Source organism: Streptomyces sp. NPDC085937, assembly GCF_044540535.1.
Taxonomy (GTDB): Bacteria; Actinomycetota; Actinomycetes; order Streptomycetales; family Streptomycetaceae; genus Streptomyces.
On sequence record NZ_JBITSH010000001.1, the window covers coordinates 235310 to 257319 of the forward strand.

Genomic DNA, 22010 nt, shown 5'->3' on the forward strand with positions numbered 1-22010 from the left:
GGGCAGGCCCCCTCGGCCTGCGGTCCGCACCACGCCGGCCGCCCCACGGCCGTCGCGCATCAGTAGGCCCCCTGTCCCTGCACCACCGCGCGCAGCGTCTTCCACAAGATCACGGTGTCCAGGGCGAGGGACCAGTCCTCCACGTACCGCAGGTCCAGCCGGACCGCCTCCTCCCACGAGAGGTCGCTGCGCCCGCTGATCTGCCACAGGCCGGTGAGGCCGGGCTTGACCTTCAGCCGACGCCGGATGTCCGGACCGTAGGCGGCGCACTCCTCGGGCAGCGGCGGCCGCGGGCCCACCAGCGACATCGACCCGGTGAGCACGTTGAACAGCTGCGGCAGTTCGTCCAGCGACCAGCGGCGCAGCACCGCCCCCACCCGGGTCACCCGCGGGTCCCGGCGCATCTTGAACAGCGGCCCGGCGCCCTCGTTGCGGTCGGCGAGCGCGGCGCGTACGCGGTCCGCGTCGGGGATCATCGTGCGGAACTTGAGGATGGTGAACTCGCGGCCGTCCTTGCCGACCCTGCGCTGCCGGTAGAACACCCCGCCCCGGCTGTCCGTCGCCACGAGCAGCGCGACCAGCAGCATCAGCGGCGCCAGCACCAGCAGCAGGATCAGCGCGCCCAGCCGGTCGACGACCCCCTTGACCGCCCGGCGGCCCCCGGTGAACGCCGGCATGCTGACCCGCAGCAGCGGTATGCCGAGGACCGCGTCGACGTGCAGCCGCGGGCCGGCCACCTCCATCAGCACCGGGGCGACGACCATCTCGGCGTCGCTGCCCTCGAGGTTCCAGGACAGCCGCTGAAGCCGGTCGGGCGACCAGTGCGGGTCCGGGGTGACGGCGACGACGCGGTAGCCGTCGTGGCGGACGTGCTCGGCGACGTCCGCCAGCCGTCCGACCACCGGCACGCCGTCCAGCCGGTCGCCGTCCAGCCCGGGCCCTTCGGTGGTGCAGACCGCGTCCACCCGCCAGCCCAGATGCGGGAACCTGCGGGTGCGGGCGATCAGGTCGCGCACCGTGGCGGGGCTCCCGGCGGCGAGCACCGGCCGCAGGCACCGCCCCTCCTTGCGCCGGCGGTGCAGCCACAGCCGCAGCAGGTACCGCATCGTCATGGTGACGAGCGCGATGGCGGGCACCGCGACGAAGATCCAGAGTTTGATGTTGCGCGAGGTCAGGGCGATCCCGCCGAGCGCCAGCACCACGGTCGCCATGAACAGCGAGCGCCCGAGCCGGCGGAACTCCTCGGCGCCCTGGCCCAGCACGGTCGGAGCCCACGAGCGGCTCACCGCGAGCGCCGCCAGCACCAGTAACCAGGTGCCGAAGGCGAGGATGCCCCACTTCTCGTGCCAGTCGGCGGCGTCCCGGACGCCGAAGAAGTTCCCGATGCCCGCCACCACGACGGCGGTGGCCACGGTGTCGCCGGTGATCACGGTACGGCGGTACCGGTGCTCCCAGTCGGCCGTGCCTCTGCTGATCCGCCCGTCCGCCAGCTGCCCCCGCTCCGACGGGAACGGGCTGACCACTCCCCCTTGCCGCACAGAACCCCCCAGGTCCCCAGTGATGCGACGTGTGCGCCTGACACTGTTTCTCCCGCCGGGGGGACCCCACCCCCCGAACCGCGCTGTTCCTCACCCCGGGAGGCCCCCACCTCCCGTGCATGGCATGCCGAGTACGTCAGAACAACGTGAACAACCTGTCGCGGCGGCAACGGCACACGGCCGCGCCGGTGTAACGAGCCGAGCGGACCATCCGGTCCCCCGGGTGCGTGCCGCACCCGAGCCCCCCCGGGGCTCAGCGGTGTGATCACCCCCACGCCTGGCGCCGCGGAATGTCCCTTCCCGCGGGGCCGGACTCAAAGATCATTTAATCGGTCGCCTCGGGCTTGAACATCCGAAGCAGGGTCAATCTAGACCATCAGGGCCGGTATGAAGAGAGGGTGTGTGGAAAATGTGGTCAAGTGACGTGGCCGATTCGGACGGCCGGAGCCTGCCCGTCGGCCGCGTTCGGTAATCCCCAACTCCCGTAAGACACGCGGCGGATGAGACGCGCGGTGCCCGCGGGCCCGGTCCGGCCGGTCGCACCGGGGGGAGCGGCCGTGTCGACGGCGCCGGAGCCTCCCGTGCACGTGGCGGCCTCGCGGGGTGGGTGACCTGGGCGGGACGTAAGCGCCCGGTGAGCCGCCCCCGGCCGCTCCGCCGCCCTCGAGCGACGCTGTCCGAACGGGCTCAGAGACGGGCCCGTTCGGGCGCGCGGGGCCACCTCGTACCGCCGACACGGATGTCCGAGATCACATGGGTGATCCACCCCGCCCGCCCTGCGGAACCTCCGGTTCATCCCCTCCGAGGCGGATCGCGCCCGGCGGATCCGGGTGGCTCGGACCGCCCGCGGGATCTTGAGGCCGTGAGGGGGGCGTGGCAGGCTCCCGCCGTGTGATCGACGCATACGCGAAGGACCATCTGCACGGCCGGCTGCGGCGGGACCGCGAGGCGCTGCTCTGGAAGCTCGACGGCCTGTCCGAGTACGACGCCCGCCGGCCCCTGACGGCGACCGGGACCAATCTCCTCGGTCTGGTCAAGCACGTCGCCACCGTCGAGGCCAGGTACTTCGGCGAGGTCTTCGGCCGACCGTCCCCGCAGCCGCTGCCCCGGTGGCAGGACGCCGACGGCGGCGACCTGTGGGCGGCCGAGGGCGAGACCCGCGACGGGGTCGTCGGGTTCTACCGGCGCACGTGGGAGCACTCCGACGCGACGATCGACGCGCTTGCCCTCGACGCCCCCGGCCACGTGCCGTGGTGGCCGGAACCCTGTGCCGGGACGAACCTGTTCGCCGTCATGGTCCACGTCCTCGGCGAGACCGTCCGTCACACCGGCCACGCCGACATCCTGCGTGAGGGCCTCGACGGCCGCACCGGGCTGCGCCCCGAGCACGAGCGGCCGATCGACGAGCAGGCCCGCGCGGCCCACCGGGCAAGGCTCGAACGGGCCGCCGGGGCGCCCGGGTCACCACTACGATCATGGTCATGACGTCACCGGAACCAACCATCGTCGCCACCTCGGGCGGGCACCGGGTCGGAACGCGTACCCGGGTGACGTTCGATGCCCTGGTGCATCACGCCGTCGACCTCTCCGGCGTCCACGGCCGGCGCCCGCGCGTCATGTACGTGGGCACCGCCATAGGGGACGCGGAGCACTTCACGGCCCGGATGACAGAGGCCGCGCGGATCGCGGGATTCGATCTGACGCCTCTGCACCTGTTCCCCATGCCCAACGTCGAGGACATCGAGGCGACGGTGCTCGACCAGGACGTCGTCTGGGTCATGGGCGGCTCCGTGGCCAACCTGCTGGCGGTGTGGCGCGTCCACGGGCTGGACCGCGTCATGCGCCGCGCCTGGCAGGCAGGCGTCGTACTGAGCGGGGTGAGCGCGGGCTCCCTGTGCTGGTTCGAAGGGGGAGCCACCGACTCGTTCGGACCGGAGCTGCGCCCGCTCACGAACGCCCTCGGTCTCCTTCCCTACGGCAACGGCGTGCACTACGACACGGACGAGGGGCGACGGCCGCTGACGCACCGCCTCGTCGCGGACGGAACGCTGCCGACGGCCCATTGCACCGACGACGGAGTCGGTCTGGTCTACCGCGGGACGGAACTGGTGGAGGCGGTGACCGAGGTCCCCGGCAAGGGGGCCTACCTCGTCAGACGCGAGGGGGACAAGGTGGTGGAGGAGCGCATCGAGCCTCGCAGGCTCACCGTCCCCGCGACGTGACCACCGGTTCGTGCCGCGGCCCCCTCACACCTGCGGTCGCCGCAGCCGCGCCGTGAACCTGTAGCGGGAGCCGCGGTACACCGACCGTACCCACTCCACCGGGGCCCCGTTCTCGTCCCGCGAGTGGCGGGACAGCAGCAGCATCGGCAGACCCACGTCCGTGCCCAGGAGACCCGCCTCACGCGGGGTCGCCGGGGAGGTCTCGATGGTCTCGTCCGCCTCCGCCGGGCGGACCCCGTACACCTCGGCGAGCGTGGTGTAGAGCGAGGTGTAGCGGGAGAGGTTGCGCCGCAGGCCGGGAAAGCGGCGGGCGGACAGGTGGGTCGCCTCGATGGCCATCGGCTCGCCCCCGGCCAGCCGCAGCCGCTCGATCCGCAGGACCCGGTCCTCCGGTTCCACCTCCAGCAGCGCCGCCAGTTCCGCGTCCGCCGGGACGTACCCGATGTCCAGGACCCGCGAGGCCGGGCTGAGTCCCTGGGCCCGCATGTCCTCGGTGTACGACGTCAGCTGGAGCGTCCGGTACACCTTCGGCCGGGCCACGAAGGTGCCCTTGCCCTGGATGCGGTCGAGCCGGCCCTCGCTCACCAGCTCCAGCAGCGCCTTGCGGACGGTGGTGCGGGACGTGCCGAACTCGACGGCGAGCAGCCGTTCGGCCGGCATCGGGGAGCCCGGCGCGCGCTCGTCGGTCATCTGCAGCAGCCGCTGCTTGATGCGGTAGTACTTCGGCACGCGGTCCCGGCGGCCCGGCGCCCTCGTGTCGGCCCGGGCGCTGCTGACGTCCGTAGTCATGACCTGCCTTCCGGCTGCGGTGTCCGGCGCGCGGACGGCAGGGGCCGGCCGCGGTGCCCGTCGGCGGACCGCCAGGGATCGGCGCCGCACGCTCGGCGATCCCGTTATAACGGCGTGTCGTCAATTTGGTCTAGTCCAACCCTGCAACACGCCCCTCTTTGGGTGGAGTTCTCCGCCCCCGTTTCACCTCCCGTTCCGTTGTCCAGTCGTTCGTGGACAACCCTTGACAGAGCCATAGGTCTAGGCCAAGCTCCCCTTGCTGGTCTAAACCATTTAGAGGAAGCCGGGTCCCAGCCCGCCGAGCTGTTGCGCCGTTGCGGGGGTCACCGCCGAGGGCGTGGGTGCGCAAGGCATTCCTGAGGAGGGGTGGCGCGTGAAGCGCAAGCTGATAGCCGCGATCGGGGTCGCGGGCATGTTGTTCTCCGTCGCTGCGTGTGGTGGCGACGACGGCGACGGCGGCGGCAACAAGGCCGGCGCGGACGGTTACGCCGGTCAGACGCTCACCGTGTGGGTCATGGACGGCTCCTCGCCGGACCAGTGGCAGAAGGACCTCACCGCCGAGTTCGAGAAGAAGACCAAGGCGAAGGTCAAGTTCGAGGTCCAGCAGTGGAACGGCATCCAGCAGAAGCTGACCACCGCCCTGTCCGAGGAGAACCCGCCGGACGTCTTCGAGATCGGCAACACCCAGACCCCGGCCTACGCCAAGACCGGTGGCCTCGCCGACCTCGCCGACCTCAAGACCGAGATCGGCGGCGAGTGGACCGAGTCCCTCAACGAGTCGTCCGTCTTCGAGGGCAAGCAGTACGCCGCGCCGTGGTACTTCGCCAACCGCGTCGTCCTCTACAACAAGAAGGTCTGGGCGGACGCCGGCCTCAAGGACACGCCCAAGACCCGCGACGAGTTCTACGCCGCGCTCAAGACGATCGGCGCCAAGACCGACGCCGAGCCGATCTACCTGCCCGGCCAGAACTGGTACCACTTCGTCGGCCTGGTCGTCGGCGAGGGCGGCGAACTGGTCAAGAAGGACGGCGACAAGTACGTCTCCAACCTCGACGACCCCAAGGTCGCCAAGGCCGCCGAGACCTACAAGAAGTTCCAGGCCCTCTCCAAGGCCCCCAAGGACAAGGACGAGGCCACCCCGCAGCAGGGTGAGGTCTTCGCCAAGGGCAACGTCGGCGCCTTCATCGGCATGGGCTGGGAGGCCGGCATCGCCATCGAGGCCAACCCGGCCATCGAGAAGGAGATCGGCTACTTCACCATCCCCGGTGCCACGGCCGACAAGCCCGAGGGCGTCTTCCTCGGCGGCTCCAACCTCGCCGTCGCCGCGGGCAGCCAGAAGCAGGAGCTCGCCAAGGAGTTCCTGAAGCTCGCGCTCTCCGACAAGTACGAGGGCCAGCTCGCCAAGCTCAACGGCGTCATCCCCAACAAGGAGTCGCTGCAGGGCAACCTCAAGGGCAACGCCCCCGCCGAGGCCGCCGCACCGGCCGCCGCCGTCGGCGGCACCACGCCGCTGATCCCGGAGTGGGCCGCGGTCGAGAACGACCCCAACCCGGTCAAGACGTACCTGACCGCCGTGCTGAACGGCAAGTCCCCGGCCGCCGCCGCGAAGCAGGTCGAGGGCGAGTTCAACAAGCGCCTGGCGCAGCAGCAGTAACAGCGCACGCGCTCCGACCGGAGCGGGGACCGGCCGACCGGACGGTCCCCGCCCCGCGTTGAGCACGCCGAGAAGAGAGATCGCGAGCATGACCGTGCAGACCGAACGGCCGCCCTCCGGACCGGCGGACGTCCGCAAGTCGGGCGAGACCGCACCGGGCGGGCCCCCACCGAGAGCCGCGTCGCGGGCCGGCGCGCTCGCCCCGTACCTCTTGCTGCTGCCCGCCTGTGCGGCCACCGTGCTGCTGCTGGGCTGGCCGCTGCTGAAGGACCTGCTGCTGTCGTTCCAGAACCTCAACATGGCGCAGCTGATCCAGCACGTCACCGAGTGGAACGGCGTCGAGAACTACAAGGAGGTCCTCACCGGCGAGGACTTCTGGCGGGTCACCCTCCGCTCCATCCTGTTCACGGCCGTCAACGTCGCCCTCACCATGCTGCTGGGCGCCCTGGTCGGTCTGCTGCTCGCCCGCCTCGGCAAGCGGATGCGGCTCACCCTGATGATCGGCCTGGTCCTGGCCTGGGCCATGCCCGTGGTCGCGGCCACCACCGTCTACCAGTGGCTCTTCGCCCAGCGCTTCGGCGTCGTCAACTGGGTCCTGGACAAGCTCGGCTGGCACTCCATGGCCGACTACAGCTGGACCAGCAGCCAGATGTCGACGTTCTTCGTCGTCACCCTGCTGATCGTGTGGATGTCCGTGCCGTTCGTCGCGATCAACCTCTACGCGGCGACGACCACGATCCCCGGCGAACTGTACGAGGCGGCCGCCCTGGACGGCGCCGGCGCCTGGCGCAGCTTCACCACGGTCACCCTGCCGTTCCTGCGGCCGTTCCTCTACGCCACGACGTTCCTGGAGATCATCTGGATCTTCAAGGCGTTCGTCCAGGTCTTCACCTTCAACGGCGGCGGCCCCGACCGGCTCACCGAGATCCTGCCCGTCTACGCCTACATCGAGGGCGTCGGCAACCAGCACTACGGCATGGGCGCGGCGATCGCGGTGCTGACCATCCTGATCATGCTCGGCCTGACCGCGTACTACCTCAGGATCGTGCTCAAGCAAGAGGAGGACGCGCTGTGAAGCGCTCGCTCTTCGGCCGTGTCTGGCCCAACGCCACGGCCCTCGTCGTGTTCGTCGCCTGCCTCTTCCCCGTGTACTGGATGTTCGCCACCGCCCTGAAGCCCACCGGCGACATCATCGCCGAGGACCCGGTGTGGTTCCCGACGAACGTCACCTTCGAGCACTTCGCGACGGCGGTCGACGCCGACCACTTCTGGACGTACGTCCGCAACTCGCTGACCGTCACCTGCCTGGCCGTCCTCTTCTCCCTGGCCATCGCGCTGGCCGGGTCCTTCGCCCTGGCCCGCATGCGGTTCAAGGGGCGGCGCGGCTTCGTCATCGGCTTCATGCTGGCCCAGATGGCGCCCTGGGAGGTCATGGTCATCGCGATCTACATGATCGTGCGGGACGCCTCCATGCTGAACAGCCTGGTGCCGCTGACGGCCTTCTACATGATGATGATCCTGCCCTTCACCATCCTGACGCTGCGCGGCTTCGTCGCCGCCGTGCCGAAGGAGCTGGAGGAGTCGGCGATGGTCGACGGCTGCACCCGCGCCCAGGCCTTCCGCCGGGTCATCCTGCCGCTGCTCGCGCCGGGCCTGATGTCCACCTCCATGTTCGGCTTCATCACCGCGTGGAACGAGTTCCCCCTCGTGCTGGTGCTCAGCAAGGAGTCCGGCGGTGCGCAGACCCTGCCGCTGTGGCTGTCCAGCTTCCAGACCCAGTTCGGCGACGACTGGGGCGCGACCATGGCCGCCTCGTCCCTGTTCGCCGTCCCCATCCTGATCCTCTTCGTCTTCCTGCAGCGCCGGGCCGTCAGCGGCCTCACCGCGGGCGCCGTGAAGGGATAACGCCACCCGATGACGACATTCACCGCCGGCACCGACACCCTCACCCGGGACGCGCTCGCCGTGCTGCAGCCGGGCTTCACCGGCACCACCGCGCCCGACTGGATCAGGCGCCGGCTGGCCGAAGGCCTCGCCTCCGTCGCCCTGTTCGGCCGGAACGTCGCCGACCCCGGTCAGGTCGCCGCCCTCACCGCACAACTGCGGGCCGAACGGGACGACCTGCTGGTCGCGATCGACGAGGAGAGCGGTGACGTCACCCGCCTCGAGGTCCGCACCGGCTCCTCCTTCCCCGGCAGCCACGCCCTCGGCGCCGTCGACGACCCCGCCCTCACCCGGCAGGTGGCCCGCGAACTGGGCCGCCGGCTCGCCGAGTGCGGCGTCAACCTCAACTGGGCCCCGTCGGCCGACGTCAACGCCAACGCCGACAACCCGGTGATCGGCGTCCGCTCCTTCGGCCACGACACCGCCCTGGTCGCCCGGCACACCGCCGCCTACGTCGAAGGTCTGCAGTCCACCGGCGTCGCCGCCTGCACCAAGCACTTCCCGGGCCACGGCGACACCAGCGTCGACTCCCACCACGCTCTCCCGCAGATCGACCTCGACGCCACGACGCTGCACCAGCGCGAACTGCAGCCGTTCCGCGCGGCCATCGAGGCCGGCACCCGGGCCGTGATGACCGCGCACATCCGGGTGCCGGTGCTCGACCCGGACCGCCCGGCCACCCTGTCCCGGCGCATCCTCACCGACCTGCTGCGCGGCGAACTCGGCTACGACGGCCTGATCGTCACCGACGGCATGGAGATGGGCGCCGTCGCGGACACCTACGGCCTCGAACACGGCGTGGTCCTGGCCATCGCGGCGGGCGCCGACGCGATCTGCGTGGGCGGCGGACTCAGCGACGAGGGCACGGTGCAGCGCCTCCAGGACGCCCTGGTCGCCGCCGTGCGTTCGGGCGAACTGCCGGAGGAGCGGCTTGCCGACGCCGCCGCCCGGGTCCGCTCCCTCGCCGAGTGGACCACCGGCATGCGCCGCTCACCCGCGTCCGTCGCGGACCCCGCGCCGGAGATCGGACTGGCCGCCGCCCGCCGCGCGGTGACCGTCACCCGCGCCGCCGGTCCCGCACCGCTCACCGGGCCCGTGTACGTCGCCACGTTCAGCCCCGCCCCGAACATCGCGGTCGGCGCGGAGACGCCGTGGGGCGTCGGCACGGAACTGGAACGGCTGCTGCCGGGCACCGTCACGGGCCACTTCACCGGTCCGGACGCCGGCGCGGAGGCGCTGCGCGCGGCGGGGGGCCAACGGGTCGTCGCCGTGGTCCGTGACGAGCACCGGCACGCGTGGATGGGCGCGGCCCTCGACAGCCTGCTCGCCGCGGGACCGGACACGGCGGTCGTGGAGATGGGCGTCCCCCAGGCCATGCCCCGCGGCGCCCTGCACATCGCCACCCACGGCGCGGCCCGCGTCTGCGGAGTCGCGGCGGCGGAGGCGCTCCTGAGGGGCTGAACGTCAGCCCCTCAGGCGTTCGAGGAGCGGGGTCCGGGGCGGAGCCCCGGGCCGGTCACGGGTACAGCTTCTCGCCTGCCGCCAGCATGGTCACGAACTTCTCGATACGCGCCGCACGCGTCTGCGCCCGCTTCGCCTCCTCGACGCGGTGCAGGATCGCGTAACGGTTCCTGCTGTCCAGCGTGTCGAAGAACTCACGGGCGGCGGGCCGCGCCTCCAGCGCGGCCCGCAGGTCGTCGGGGACGGTCGCCGTTCGCTGACTCGCGTACGCCGCCTCCCACCGGCCGTCCGCCTGCGCCTTCTCCACCTCCCGCAGGCCCGCCGGCCGCATCCGGCCCCGCGCGATGAGGTCGAGTGCCTTCTGCCGGTTGACCGCCGACCACCTGCTGCGCGGGCGCCGGGGCGTGAACCGCTGGATCCAGTGCGTCTCGTCCAGACTCCTCTTGTGCCCGTCGATCCAGCCGTGGCACAGCGCCGACTCCAGGGCGGTGGCGTAGTCGATGCCGGGAAGCCCCGATCCCTTCCGCGGAATCCTCAACCACACCCCCGCCGTGTCCCCTTGATGCTCCTCCAGCCACGTCTCCCAGTCCTCCTGGGTGTCGAAGCCGAGCACCGGGCCCGTCCCACCGTCCGTCTCACCAGCCATGCGCTCATGCAACCCGCACGCGGCGCCGGGGTCAACGTCAGCCGTCCGTCCGGGGGTTGTCCGCCGGGGGATGGCGGAGCGTGTCGTTATTGGGCCGAACGGGTGACCATGGGTAAGAATTGGCTGATGCAGACAGCCAGCGCGACAGGGGACGGAGCATGCCGGTGAGCAGCCACGATGTCACCGACGAACAGTGGGAGGGGCTCGCCCAGGTCGTGCCGCTGCGGGGCCGCGACGCGTGGCCGTCCGCGGTGGGCCACCGCGCCCTGCCGGAGGCCCCGACGGAGGCGCGGCGCCGCTTCGTCGTCCTGCGGGTGAACGTCTTCGCCGACGCCCGCGAGGTCGCCGAGACCCTGATGTCCGGGATACCCGTCCTGCTGGACCTGACCGGCGCGGAGTCCGACGTCGCCAAGCGCGTCCTGGACTTCAGCACGGGCGTCGTCTTCGGGCTCGCCAGCGGCATGCACCGGGTCGACCGCAACGTCTTCCTCCTCACCCCGGCCGGCACCGAGGTCACGGGCCTCATGGAGGGCGTGGGCGCACCGGGGGCGTGACGGGCCCGGCCCGGGGCGCGCACGGCCCCGTGCGAGCGCGGCCCGAGGGGCGCGTGCGGCGCGAGGGTGCGGGCGTTCCCGAGGGGCGCGTGCCGTCCGTCCGTAGGAACGACCGGGCGACGGAACGGTTCGCCGGGGTGAGGAGCGTTTAGCGTCCGGCACATGACCCCGCCGCCCCCGCCCCAGCCGGTCGCGACCACCTTCCCGCGGCCCGCCGCACCGCTCACGCACGCACCCGCGGACACAGGCCGGTCGACGCGGCGGCCCGGGCTGCCACGGGTCACCGAACTGCTGCTCTCCGCCTTCGCCGGGCACCGCGGCACCACCCTCCGCCTGGGCGACCTCACCCTGCTCGCCGGGCCCAGCGGCAGCGGCAAGACCAGCGCCCTGCGCGCGTACGAGGCGCTGGCCCGGCTGGGCGGCGGGGCCGAACTGGGCGAGGCGTTCCCCGAGCCCGCCGCCTACGTGCCGGAGTGGGCGCGCGCCGACGCCCAGCGCCGCCGGGGCTTCCGCATCGGCTGCACCGCAGACGGGCCCGAAGGGCCGGTCCGACTGGAGGTCGCCGTACAGGCCGAACCCGAACTGCGGATCGTGGGGGAGCGGCTGTCCGCCGACGGCCTGGTCCTCCTGGAGACCGCCCTGCGCGACCCCCGGCGGCGCGCCGTCCAGGCCGCCTGGCACACGGCGGGCGCCACCGCCGTCACCCGTGGCCCCCTTCCCGACGACCGCCTCGGCACCGCCCTGCTGCCGCTGCGCGTGGCCGGTACGACCGCCGGTCAGCTCCGGGTGCTCGCCGCGGCCGAGCAGATGCTGGTGGCGCTGCGCTCCGTCTTCCCCTGCGACCCCCGCCCCGAGCGCATGCGCGACCCCGTCCCGGGCGGCACCGGCCGGCTGCTGGGCGGCTGCGACAACCTCGCCGACGTCCTGTGGCGCACCCGGGCCGAGTGCACCCGGCGGCACGGGCTCCTCGTGGACGCCGTACGCGTCGGCTGCGCCGGGACGGTCGCCGACCTGCTCGCCGAGCCCTGCGACGGGGGCCGCCTGGTGCGTGCCCTGTTCGACCGGGGGAACGGCACCCGCACCGAGCTGCGCCGGCTCGGCGACGGCGAACTGCGCTACACCGCCCTCGCGCTGGTGCTGCTCACCGGACCCGGTGTGCTGGAGACCGACGTGCCCGGCGAGGTCCCGGCCGCGCTGCAGTGCCTCACCGTCCTCGCCGACGGCCTGGACCGGTCCCTGGACCCGGCGCAGCGCGCGGCCCTCCTCAAGCTGGCGGCGCGGATGTGTGAACGCGGGCACATCCGTCTGACGGGTGCGGTGAGCGACGCCACGTGGGCCGCCGGGGTGCCCGGCGCGACCGTGGTACACCTGAGGCGTGACTGATCCGCACGCCGAGGGGACCCGCCCCGACGACCTGCCCGGGCTCCAGCGCCGCCTCGCCGACTTCGCCGCCACGCGTCACTGGCAGCCGTACCACACGCCCAAGAACCTGGTCGCCGCGCTCGGTGTGGAGGCCGCCGAACTCCAGGAAATCTTCCAGTGGTTGACGCCGGAGGAGTCCGCGCGCGTGATGGACGACCCGGACACCGCGCACCGTGTCACGGACGAGGTGGCCGACGTCCTCGCCTACCTCCTGCAGTTCTGCGAGGTGCTCGGCGTCGATCCGCTGGACGCCCTGGCCCGCAAGATCGAGCGGAACGAGCACAGGTTCCCGGTCCCCACCCCGCCCGAGACGTAGGACGCGAGCCCTCCGCTCTCACGCTCCGTGTTCGAAAAGTCGACCCGGCTCGAATTGTTGTCCCCAGATTTCGGACTTCCTCTGGTCTTTTGTCTCACAGAGCTTCACTCTGGGTAGTGAACAAGGGAGTTCAACGGATGCGGACGCGTGGGCAGCGCGTCGGACAGACGGGGGCAGCGCATGGACGCTGTGCGGCTCATCGTGAAGAGCAGGAAGGCCCTGGCCGCCGGCGTCGGTGTGCCGGAGCTGCTGACCGAGGTGTGGCAGGCGCAGGCGCTGGCCCAGGCGATAGGGAGCCGCCTGGCCGTCGCCGGCCCGCCCGAACTGCGAGGTGAGGCACAAGGGCTGGCCGAACTGGCCGGCCGGGGCTGCGGGGTGCTGGACCCTCCGCAGCCCACCCCGGGCAAGCCCCGTGCGGCCAAGCTGACCGACCTGGGCGAGACCCGCCCCTGCCTCACACATCTCGGCGGTCTCCTCGGCGACGTCGGCATCGCCCTCGTCGGCATCGCCTGCGCCGCCGACGACGAGGCCACGTACTGGAGTTGCGTGGAGGCCATCGACGCGGCAGACGAGGCGCGCGACCGCGTCCGGGACATGCTCCGCAAGCTGGCGGAGCGCGACGCGGCCTTACTCGCGCGGGAGGCCGGCTGACCGCGCCGCCCCTCCCGCAGGACCCCCTCGCGTGCGCCCGGCCCTCCCGCGCGCCCGCCCCTCCGCCGGGCCCCTCAGCGGCCCCCGCTCTCCTCCACGGCTCCGCCCTCGCCCGGCCCCGACCCCGTGGCCCGCAGATCCGCGTCCAGCGCGGACAGGTCCGCGTTCAGCGCCGCCATCAGCTCCTCCATCTGCCGCAGCAGCCCCGACGGCGGCCCGTCTCCCGCCCCGCCCCGCAGCGGCACGCTTCCCTCGGACATGACGGCCTCCCCAGCCCATGGCCCCACCCGGGGGCCGACACAGTGACACCCCGGCACACCCACCGGCCGACGCGGGCGCCGGGTGCTCCGGCTCCGCCCGAGCCAACGATCTTCCTCACCCCCGGTCACTGCCGGTCCACGCCCCGCGCCGGGTCCCGGCCGCGATTCACCCGACCGTGGCCCACGGGAGCGCACGCGCACGGCCCCGGGGCGCGCCCGGTGATCCGCGCGCGCCCGCGCGCCCCGGAGCGTGCAGGATGGAGTCATGGATCTTCGCATCTTCACCGAGCCCCAGCAGGGGGCCACCTACGACACCTTGCTCACCGTCGCCAAGGCCACCGAGGACCTGGGCTTCGACGCCTTCTTCCGCTCCGACCACTACCTGAGCATGGGCTCCGGCGACGGCCTGCCCGGACCCACCGACGCCTGGATCACCCTCGCCGGACTCGCCCGCGAGACCAAGCGCATCCGGCTCGGCACGCTGATGACGGCCGGCACCTTCCGCCTCCCCGGCGTGCTCGCCATCCAGGTCGCCCAGGTCGACCAGATGTCCGGCGGCCGGGTCGAACTGGGTCTGGGCGCGGGCTGGTTCGAGGAGGAGCACAAGGCGTACGGCATCCCCTTCCCCAAGGAGAAGTTCGCGCGCCTCGAGGAGCAGCTGGAGATCGTCACCGGCCTGTGGGCCACCGAGTCCGGCAAGACCTTCGACCACCACGGCACCTACTACGACCTCACCAAGTCGCCCGCGCTGCCCAAGCCGGCCCAGTCCAAGGTGCCCGTGCTGATCGGCGGCCACGGCGCCAAGCGGACCCCGCGCCTCGCGGCCCGCTTCGCGGACGAGTTCAACATCCCCTTCGCGTCGGTCGAGGACTCCGCGGCCCAGTTCCAGCGGGTCCGCGACGCCGCCCGCGAGGCCGGACGCGACCCCGGCGACCTCGTCTACTCGAACGCGCTCGTGGTCTGCGTCGGCCGGAACGACCAGGAGGTCGCCCGCCGCGCCGCCGCGATCGGCCGCGAGGCCGACGAGCTCAAGGCCAACGGCCTCGCGGGCTCCCCGGCCGAGGTCGTCGACAAGATCGGCCGCTACGCCGAGACCGGCTCCAGCCGTATCTACCTCCAGGTCCTGGACCTGTCCGACCTGGACCACCTGGAGCTGATCTCCTCCGAGGTCCAGTCCCAGCTGTCCTGACCCGGTCGTCCTCACCCGGTCGTTTCGACCCGGTTCCGCAGCGGGGCCGTCCCCACCGGGGACGGCCCCGCTCCACGTACGCCCCCGGGTCCCCGCGCCCCGGTACGAAAAATGCACGGACCGCCGCGAGACCTTCCCTGTACGTTGGGCCGACACCGGAATCCCGGTGTGTACCCGCAGCTCAGAAGGTGTCTCGAGGTGTGACCCCGTGTTCCTGACGATCAGTACCACCGGCTCCGCGCAGCGTCCGGCGACCGACCTCGGTTATCTGTTGCACAAGCATCCCGAGAAGGCGCAGGCGTTCTCCACGTCGTACGGCACGGCCCACGTCCTCTACCCCGAGGCGGACGCCGAGCGCTGCACGGCGGCGCTGCTGCTGGAGGTCGACGCGGTGGCACTGGTCCGGCGCGGCAAGGGCAAGGGCCGCGGCGGCGCCCCCGACGCCGCCCTCGCGCAGTACGTCAACGACCGTCCCTACGCGGCCTCCTCACTCCTCGCGGTCGCCCTCGGCGCCGTCTTCTCCAGTGCCATGCGCGGCGTGTGCACGGCCCGCCCGGAGCTGCCGGACGCCCCGCGGCCGCTGCGCATCGAGGTTCCCGTGCTGCCCGCACGCGGCGGCGCCGAACTGGTCCGCCGCCTCTTCGAGCCGCTCGGCTGGACGGTCACCGCTGAACCGGTGCCGCTGGACACCGCCTTCCCGGACTGGGGCGACTCCCGCTACATACGCCTGGCCCTCCAGGCCGAGTCCCTCACCCTCGCCGAGGCGCTGCGCCACCTCTACGTGCTGCTCCCCGTCCTCGACGACGCCAAGCACTACTGGGTCTCCCCGGACGAGGTCGACAAGCTGCTGCGCGTCGGGGACGGCTGGCTGCCCGGGCACCCCGAGCGGGAGCTGATCACCCGCCGCTACCTCTCGCACCGCTGGTCGCTGACCCGTCAGGCGAAGGAGCGGCTGGAGCTGGTCCGGCTGGCCGAGGCGGACGACAGCGAGGTCGACGAGCTCGACAACGCCGTCGAGCCGGAGACCGAGGAGGAGGAGAAGCCGGCCCCGCTCGCGGTGCAGCGCCGCGAGGCGATCCTGTCCGTGCTGCGGACGTCCGGCGCCGCCCGGGTGCTGGACCTCGGCTGCGGCCAGGGCCAGCTGGTGCAGGCGCTGCTGAGGGACCCGGCGTTCACCGAGGTCGTCGGTGTCGACGTGTCGATGCGGGCGCTCACCATCGCCTCCCGGCGGCTGAAGCTGGACCGCATGGGGGAGCGGCAGGCGTCCCGCGTCACCCTCCTCCAGGGCTCCCTCGCCTACACCGACAAGCGCCTCAAGGGCTACGACGCCGCCGTGCTCAGCGAGGTGATCGAGCATCTCGACCTGCCCCGGCTGCCCGCCCTGGAGTACGCGGTGTTCGGGTCGGCCCGCCCCCGGACCGTCTGTGTCACCACCCCGAACGTCGAGTACAACGTGCGCTGGGAGAGCCTGCCGGCCGGGCACGTCCGGCACGGCGACCACCGCTTCGAGTGGACCCGGGAGGAGTTCCGCGGCTGGGCCCGCACCGTCGCCGAACGGCACGGCTACGCCGTGGAGTTCCTGCCCGTCGGGCCGGACGACCCCGAGGTCGGACCGCCCACCCAGATGGCCGTGTTCCGGCTCGACACCCCGAAGATCGACACCCCGAAGGAGGCGAAGGCCGCATGACCACCATCACCGACACCGACACCGCCGCCGCACGCGGCAGTACGCTGCCGGTCACCGACCTGTCCCTGGTCGTGCTGATCGGTGCCTCCGGCTCGGGCAAGTCCACCTTCGCCCGGCGGCACTTCAAGCCCACCGAGGTGATCTCCTCCGACTTCTGCCGGGGTCTGGTCGCCGACGACGAGAACGACCAGAGCGCCTCCCGTGACGCCTTCGACGTGCTGCACTACATCGCCGGCAAGCGCCTCGCGGCCGGCCGCCGCACCGTCGTCGACGCCACCAGCGTCCAGCAGGACGCCCGGCGCCAGCTGATCGACCTGGCCAAGCAGCACGACGTGCTGCCCATCGCCGTCGTGCTGGACGTGCCCGAGGAGGTGTGCGCCGAGCGCAACGCGGCCCGTACCGACCGTGCCGACATGCCCCGCCGGGTCATCCGCCGCCACACCCGGGAACTCCGGCGCGGCCTGCGCCACCTGGAGCGCGAGGGCTTCCGCAAGGTGCACGTACTGCGCGGCGTGGAGGAGATCGAGCACGCGACCGTCGTCACCGAGAAGCGGTTCAACGACCTCACCCACCTCACCGGGCCGTTCGACATCGTCGGCGACATCCACGGCTGCTCCGCCGAGCTGGAGGCGCTGCTCGGGAAGCTGGGCTACGTCGACGGCGTCCACCCGGAGGGCCGCACCGCGGTGTTCGTCGGCGACCTCGTCGACCGGGGGCCCGACAGCCCCGGCGTGCTGCGCCGCGTGATGGCCATGGTGAAGTCGGGCAACGCCCTGTGCGTGCCCGGCAACCACGAGAACAAGTTCGGCCGCCACCTCAAGGGCCGCAAGGTGCAGCTCACCCACGGACTCGCCGAGACCGTCGCGCAGATGGCGGGCGAGAGCGAGGAGTTCCGCGCCGAGGTACGGCAGTTCGTCGAGGGCCTGGTCAGCCACTACGTCCTCGACGGCGGCAACCTCGTGGTCTGCCACGCCGGCCTGCCGGAGAAGTACCACGGCCGCACCTCCGGCCGGGTCCGCAGTCACGCCCTCTACGGCGACACCACCGGCGAGACCGACGAGTTCGGGCTGCCCGTGCGCTACCCGTGGGCCGAGGACTACCGCGGCCGGGCCGCCGTCGTCTACGGCCACACGCCCGTGCCCGAGGCGACCTGGCTCAACAACACCATCTGCCTGGACACCGGCGCCGTGTTCGGGGGCAAGCTCACCGCGCTGCGCTGGCCGGAGCGCGAGCTGGTCGACGTACCGGCCGAGCAGGTCTGGTACGAGCCGGTCCGTCCGCTGCGGAGCGAGGCTCCCGGCGGCCACGAAGGGCGCCCGCTGGACCTGGCGGACGTGCACGGCCGGCGCGTGGTGGAGACCCGGCACATGGGCCGGGTGTCCGTGCGCGAGGAGAACGCGGCGGCGGCCCTGGAGGTGATGAGCCGCTTCGCGCTCGACCCGCGGCTGCTGCCGTACCTGCCGCCGACCATGGCGCCCACCGCCACCTCGCAGCTCGACGGCTACCTGGAGCACCCGGTGGAGGCCTTCGCCCGCTACGAGCAGGACGGCGTCGCCCGGGTGGTGTGCGAGGAGAAGCACATGGGCTCGCGCGCGGTCGCCCTGGTGTGCCGCGACGCGGGCGTGGCGGCCCGGCGCTTCGGCGCGGCGGGGGGCGGGACGGGGTCGCTGTACACGCGTACCGGCCGGCCGTTCTTCGACGACGCCGCCGTCGCCGAGGAGATACTCGGCCGGCTGCGCACGGCGGCCGGCGAGGCCGGGCTCTGGGAGGAGCTGGAGACGGACTGGCTGCTGCTGGACGCCGAGCTGATGCCCTGGTCGCTGAAGGCGTCCGGGCTGCTGCGCACGCAGTACGCGGCGGTCGGCGCCGCGGCCGGCGCGGTGTTCCCGGCCGCCCTGTCGGCGCTGGAGGGCGCGGCGGCCCGCGGGGTGGACGTGGGGGAGCTGCTGGACCGGCAGCGCGAGCGCGCCGGATCGGCGGCGGGGTTCACCGACGCGTACCGCCGCTACTGCTGGACCACCGACGGGCTGGACGGCGTGCGCCTCGCGCCGTTCCAGATCCTCGCCGTCCAGGGCCGCAGCCTGGCCGCCCTGCCGCACGACCGGCAGCTCGCCCTGCTCGACCGCATGGTCGAGCACGACGGCACCGGCCTGCTGCAGACCACCCGCCGGCTCTACGTCGACACCGCCGATCCCGAGTCGGTGCGGGCCGGCGTGGACTGGTGGCTGGAAATGACCGGACGCGGCGGCGAGGGCATGGTCGTCAAGCCGGTCGAGGCCCTGGCCCGCGACGGCGCCGGACGCCTGGTGCAGCCCGGCATCAAGTGCCGGGGCAGGGAGTACCTGCGGATCATCTACGGTCCCGAGTACACCCGCCCGGAGAACCTGGCCCGGCTGCGGTCCCGCTTCCTCGGCCACAAGCAGTCCCTCGCGCTGCGCGAGTACGCGCTCGGTCTGGAGGCCCTGGACCGCCTCGCCGAGGGGGAGCCGCTGTGGCGGGTCCACGAGCCGGTGTTCGCGGTCCTCGCCCTGGAGTCGGAGCCGGTCGACCCGCGCCTGTGAGGCGGGCGGGGGCGGAGGGCCGGCGCCCTCCGCCCCCGCCGCGGCTCCGCGTGCGGCGGACGGGATTCGCGGCAGGCAGGGGTGAACCCGGGTCCGGGCGGTCAGGATGGAGGCATGACCTACCACGTCGACTCCGAGGCCGGGCGGCTGCGCCGCGTCATCCTGCACCGGCCCGATATCGAGCTCAAAAGGCTCACCCCCAGCAACAAGGACGCCCTGCTCTTCGACGACGTGCTCTGGGTGCGCCGGGCGCGCGCCGAGCACGACGGGTTCGCCGACGTGCTGCGCGACCGCGGTGTCACCGTCCACCTCTTCGGCGACCTGCTCTCCGAGACGCTGGAGCTGCCCGAGGCCCGCGCGCTCGTCCTGGACCGGGTCTTCGACGAGAAGGAGTACGGTCCGCTGGCCACCGACCACCTCCGTGCCGCGTTCGAGACGCTGCCCGCGCCGGAGCTGGCCGAGGTGCTGGTCGGCGGGACGACCAAGCGGGAGTTCCTGGACGCCCACCCGGAGCCGGTGTCCGTGCGCTTCCACGCCATGGAGCTCGACGACTTCCTGCTCGGCCCGCTGCCCAACCACCTCTTCACCCGCGACACCTCCGCCTGGATCTACGACGGGGTCGCCATCAACGCCATGCGGTGGCCGGCCCGGCAGCGCGAGACCGTGCACTTCGAGGCGATCTACCGGCACCACCCGCTGTTCCGCAAGGAGTCCTTCCACCTCTGGTCCGAGGGGCAGGCCGACTACCCGTCCACCATCGAGGGCGGGGACGTGCTGGTCATCGGCAACGGCGCGGTGCTGATCGGGATGAGTGAGCGCACCACCCCGCAGGCCGTGGAGATGCTCGCGCACAAACTGTTCGCGGTCGGCTCGGCCCGCACCATCGTCGCCCTGGACATGCCGAAGAGACGCGCGCTGATGCACCTCGACACCGTGATGACCATGGTCGACGGCGACACCTTCACCCAGTACGCGGGCCTCGGCATGCTCCGCTCCTACACCATCGAGCCGGGCGCCGACGACAAGGAGCTGAAGGTCACCGACCACCCGCCGGAGCACATGCACCGGGCGATCGCCGCCGCGCTCGGCCTGAGCGAGATCCGCGTGCTGACCGCCACCCAGGACGTGCACGCGGCCGAGCGGGAGCAGTGGGACGACGGCTGCAACGTGCTGGCGGTCGAACCGGGCGTGGTCGTCGCCTACGAGCGGAACGCCACCACCAACACCCACCTGCGCAAACAGGGCATCGAGGTGATAGAGATCCCGGGCAGCGAGCTGGGCCGGGGGAGGGGCGGGCCGCGCTGCATGAGCTGTCCCGTGGAGCGGGACGCCGTATAGACAGCGCTGTATAAAATTGCGGATCGTCGTATAGACTTCCATGGTTCGTGTCCCCCATCCCTGGAGCGCCCCCATGGCGACAGTCCCGACCCCCCTCGCCGGCCGTCACTTCCTCAAGGAGGTCGACTTCACCGCGGAGGAGTTCCGCGGCCTGCTGGAGCTGGCCGCGGAGCTGAAGGCCGCCAAGCGGGCCGGGACCGAGACGCCGTACCTGCGCGGCAGGAACATCGCGCTGATCTTCGAGAAGACCTCGACGCGCACCCGCTGCGCCTTCGAGGTCGCCGCCGCCGACCAGGGCGCCTCCACGACCTACCTCGACCCCTCCGGCTCGCAGATCGGCCACAAGGAGTCCGTGAAGGACACCGCCCGGGTGCTGGGCCGGATGTACGACGGGATCGAGTACCGGGGCGACAGCCAGGACAAGGTGGAGGAGCTGGCCGCCCACGCCGGCGTGCCCGTCTACAACGGCCTCACCGACGACTGGCACCCCACCCAGATGCTCGCCGACGTGCTCACCATGACCGAGCACAGCGACAAGCCGCTGACGGAGATCGGCTTCGCCTACCTCGGCGACGCCCGGTTCAACATGGGCAACTCCTACCTGGTCACCGCGGCCCTGCTGGGCATGGACGTGCGCATCGTCGCCCCGAAGACCTACTGGCCCGCGCAGGAGGTCGTCGACCGGGCCCGCGAGCTGGCCGTGACCAGCGGCGCCCGCATCACGCTCACCGAGGAGGTCGCCGAGGGGGTGGCCGGTGCCGACTTCGTCGCCACCGACGTCTGGGTGTCCATGGGGGAGCCCAAGGACGTCTGGGGCGAGCGGATCGCCGCCCTCGCGCCGTACGCGGTGACCATGGACGTGCTGCGCGCCACCGGCAACCCGGACGTCGGCTTCCTGCACTGCCTGCCGGCCTTCCACGACCTGGGCACCGCGGTCGGACGGGACGTGTACGAGACGCACGGCCTCGAGTCGCTGGAGGTGACCGACGAGGTGTTCGAGTCGGCGCACTCGCTGGTCTTCGACGAGGCCGAGAACCGCATGCACACCATCAAGGCGATCCTGGTCGCCACCCTCGGCTGAGCCGCCGGCGCCGGTCCGGCGGCCCCGGAGACTCAGACCGGGCGCCGCTGGCCCGGCAGCCGGAACCACACGGCCTTGCCGGACTCGGTGGGGCGGTGCCCGCAGGACGAGCTGAGCATACGGATCAGCAGCAGCCCACGCCCGTGCTCCTGCCACGGGTCGGGCAGGTCGGGGTTGGGCCGGGTGAGGTCATGGGGCGGCCTCGGGTCGGCGTCGTGCACCTCCACCTGGAAACCGGTCGGCAGCAGCCGTACGACCAGCTCTATCGGGGCGGGGCCCGAGGTGTGCTCCACGGCGTTCGCCACCAGTTCCGCCGTCAGCAGCTCCGCCGTGTCGCAGTCGGCGGTGTGCTCCCGCTCGGCCAGCGCCGTGCGCACCAGCGCACGCGCGACCGGCACGGCCGCGGTGGTGTGCGGCAGCGCGACGCGCCAGGAGGTGGGTGCGGCGGGGGGTTCGTACACAGTGGTTCCGTTCATGGAGCAGGCGCTCCCGTGTTCGAGTGCCCATGGTACGGCGCACGGAACCCGGGCCCCGCCCGGGGAGGGGCGGTACCGCGGCCCTGCCGGGGCGCGCCGTCCGGAGCTGCGCCCCGGCACCGGCGGCCTACCCGCGCCGCGGCCCCGCCTCGCGCGCCCGCCCGCACCGTTACCTAGGCGTCGACGATCCGTGACGCGTGTGACGGCGCCCGAACGGCGTA

General features: G+C 72.4%; 20 protein-coding genes. 15 read left to right on the forward strand and 5 right to left on the reverse strand.

Annotated elements, in window-relative coordinates:
* Window positions 1-59: 59 nt before the first annotated feature.
* Window positions 60-1538 (reverse strand): sugar transferase, encoded by a 1479-nt coding sequence (locus ACIF8S_RS00980; protein WP_399996564.1) that lies wholly within the window; start codon window positions 1536-1538, stop codon window positions 60-62.
* A gap of 891 nt (window positions 1539-2429) precedes the next feature.
* On the opposite strand from ACIF8S_RS00980, the gene ACIF8S_RS00985 reads away from it, so the two are divergent.
* Both ACIF8S_RS00985 and ACIF8S_RS00990 read left to right on the forward strand, forming a co-directional pair.
* Entirely contained in the window at window positions 2430-3023 is a 594-nt protein-coding gene (locus tag ACIF8S_RS00985) for a DinB family protein (protein WP_399996565.1), read from the forward strand.
* Entirely contained in the window at window positions 3020-3760 is a 741-nt protein-coding gene (locus ACIF8S_RS00990) for a Type 1 glutamine amidotransferase-like domain-containing protein (RefSeq protein WP_399996567.1), read from the forward strand. The genes ACIF8S_RS00985 and ACIF8S_RS00990 overlap by 4 nt, the downstream gene beginning before the upstream one ends.
* Before the next feature lie 24 nt (window positions 3761-3784).
* Here the strand turns inward: ACIF8S_RS00990 and ACIF8S_RS00995 are convergent, their stop codons facing one another.
* A complete protein-coding gene (locus tag ACIF8S_RS00995) occupies window positions 3785-4549 on the reverse strand; it encodes a GntR family transcriptional regulator (RefSeq protein WP_399996569.1) in 765 nt (254 codons plus the stop codon).
* A gap of 373 nt (window positions 4550-4922) precedes the next feature.
* Between ACIF8S_RS00995 and ACIF8S_RS01000 the strand changes: the two genes are divergently transcribed.
* The 4 genes from ACIF8S_RS01000 (at window position 4923) to ACIF8S_RS01015 (ending at window position 9608) form a co-directional block, all read left to right on the forward strand.
* Window positions 4923-6203, forward strand: a complete 1281-nt coding sequence (locus tag ACIF8S_RS01000; protein WP_399996570.1) for an extracellular solute-binding protein — start codon at window positions 4923-4925, stop codon at window positions 6201-6203.
* Window positions 6204-6291: 88 nt separating this feature from the next.
* A complete protein-coding gene (locus tag ACIF8S_RS01005) occupies window positions 6292-7278 on the forward strand; it encodes a carbohydrate ABC transporter permease (RefSeq protein WP_399996571.1) in 987 nt (328 codons plus the stop codon).
* Window positions 7275-8108: a carbohydrate ABC transporter permease gene (locus ACIF8S_RS01010; RefSeq protein WP_399996572.1), complete on the forward strand. Its 834-nt coding sequence runs from the start codon at window positions 7275-7277 to the stop codon at window positions 8106-8108. The genes ACIF8S_RS01005 and ACIF8S_RS01010 overlap by 4 nt, the downstream gene beginning before the upstream one ends.
* 9 nt (window positions 8109-8117) lie before the next feature.
* A complete protein-coding gene (locus tag ACIF8S_RS01015) occupies window positions 8118-9608 on the forward strand; it encodes a glycoside hydrolase family 3 protein (RefSeq protein WP_399996573.1) in 1491 nt (496 codons plus the stop codon).
* A 55-nt stretch (window positions 9609-9663) separates the two neighbouring features.
* Here ACIF8S_RS01015 and ACIF8S_RS01020 read toward each other — a convergent pair whose 3' ends face one another.
* On the reverse strand, window positions 9664-10254 hold the full coding sequence (locus ACIF8S_RS01020; RefSeq protein ID WP_399996574.1) for a YdeI family protein: 591 nt from the start codon (window positions 10252-10254) through the stop codon (window positions 9664-9666).
* Between the two features lie 158 nt (window positions 10255-10412).
* On the opposite strand from ACIF8S_RS01020, the gene ACIF8S_RS01025 reads away from it, so the two are divergent.
* The 4 genes from ACIF8S_RS01025 to ACIF8S_RS01040 all read left to right on the forward strand — a co-directional run bounded on the left by ACIF8S_RS01025 (window position 10413) and on the right by ACIF8S_RS01040 (window position 13197).
* Window positions 10413-10808 (forward strand): cell division protein SepF, encoded by a 396-nt coding sequence (locus tag ACIF8S_RS01025; protein WP_024884819.1) that lies wholly within the window; start codon window positions 10413-10415, stop codon window positions 10806-10808.
* A 162-nt stretch (window positions 10809-10970) separates the two neighbouring features.
* Window positions 10971-12191 carry an ATP-binding protein gene (locus ACIF8S_RS01030; RefSeq protein ID WP_399996575.1) on the forward strand — a complete coding sequence of 407 codons (1221 nt, stop codon included), beginning with the start codon at window positions 10971-10973 and terminating at the stop codon, window positions 12189-12191.
* Entirely contained in the window at window positions 12184-12546 is a 363-nt protein-coding gene (locus ACIF8S_RS01035) for a nucleotide pyrophosphohydrolase (RefSeq protein ID WP_399996576.1), read from the forward strand. Before ACIF8S_RS01030 ends, ACIF8S_RS01035 begins: the two co-directional genes overlap by 8 nt.
* Window positions 12547-12726: 180 nt before the next feature.
* On the forward strand, window positions 12727-13197 hold the full coding sequence (locus ACIF8S_RS01040; RefSeq protein ID WP_399996578.1) for a DUF6099 family protein: 471 nt from the start codon (window positions 12727-12729) through the stop codon (window positions 13195-13197).
* Between the two features lie 74 nt (window positions 13198-13271).
* Here ACIF8S_RS01040 and ACIF8S_RS01045 read toward each other — a convergent pair whose 3' ends face one another.
* A complete protein-coding gene (locus ACIF8S_RS01045) occupies window positions 13272-13457 on the reverse strand; it encodes a hypothetical protein (RefSeq protein ID WP_399996580.1) in 186 nt (61 codons plus the stop codon).
* Between the two features lie 265 nt (window positions 13458-13722).
* Between ACIF8S_RS01045 and ACIF8S_RS01050 the strand changes: the two genes are divergently transcribed.
* From ACIF8S_RS01050 to argF, 5 genes are all read left to right on the forward strand, one after another.
* Window positions 13723-14646, forward strand: a complete 924-nt coding sequence (locus ACIF8S_RS01050; RefSeq protein ID WP_399996581.1) for an LLM class F420-dependent oxidoreductase — start codon at window positions 13723-13725, stop codon at window positions 14644-14646.
* A 208-nt stretch (window positions 14647-14854) separates the two neighbouring features.
* A complete protein-coding gene (locus ACIF8S_RS01055; protein WP_399996582.1) occupies window positions 14855-16333 on the forward strand; it encodes a 3' terminal RNA ribose 2'-O-methyltransferase Hen1 in 1479 nt (492 codons plus the stop codon).
* The gene (locus tag ACIF8S_RS01060) at window positions 16330-18894 is read left to right on the forward strand and encodes a polynucleotide kinase-phosphatase (RefSeq protein ID WP_399996584.1); all 2565 of its coding nucleotides are present in this window, start codon (window positions 16330-16332) and stop codon (window positions 18892-18894) included. The genes ACIF8S_RS01055 and ACIF8S_RS01060 overlap by 4 nt, the downstream gene beginning before the upstream one ends.
* 114 nt (window positions 18895-19008) lie before the next feature.
* The gene (locus tag ACIF8S_RS01065; RefSeq protein ID WP_399996585.1) at window positions 19009-20232 is read left to right on the forward strand and encodes an arginine deiminase; all 1224 of its coding nucleotides are present in this window, start codon (window positions 19009-19011) and stop codon (window positions 20230-20232) included.
* A gap of 73 nt (window positions 20233-20305) precedes the next feature.
* Window positions 20306-21313 (forward strand): ornithine carbamoyltransferase, encoded by a 1008-nt coding sequence (argF, locus tag ACIF8S_RS01070; RefSeq protein WP_399996587.1) that lies wholly within the window; start codon window positions 20306-20308, stop codon window positions 21311-21313.
* 32 nt (window positions 21314-21345) lie between these two features.
* Here the strand turns inward: argF and ACIF8S_RS01075 are convergent, their stop codons facing one another.
* Entirely contained in the window at window positions 21346-21789 is a 444-nt protein-coding gene (locus ACIF8S_RS01075) for an ATP-binding protein (protein ID WP_399996588.1), read from the reverse strand.
* Window positions 21790-22010 lie beyond the last annotated feature (221 nt).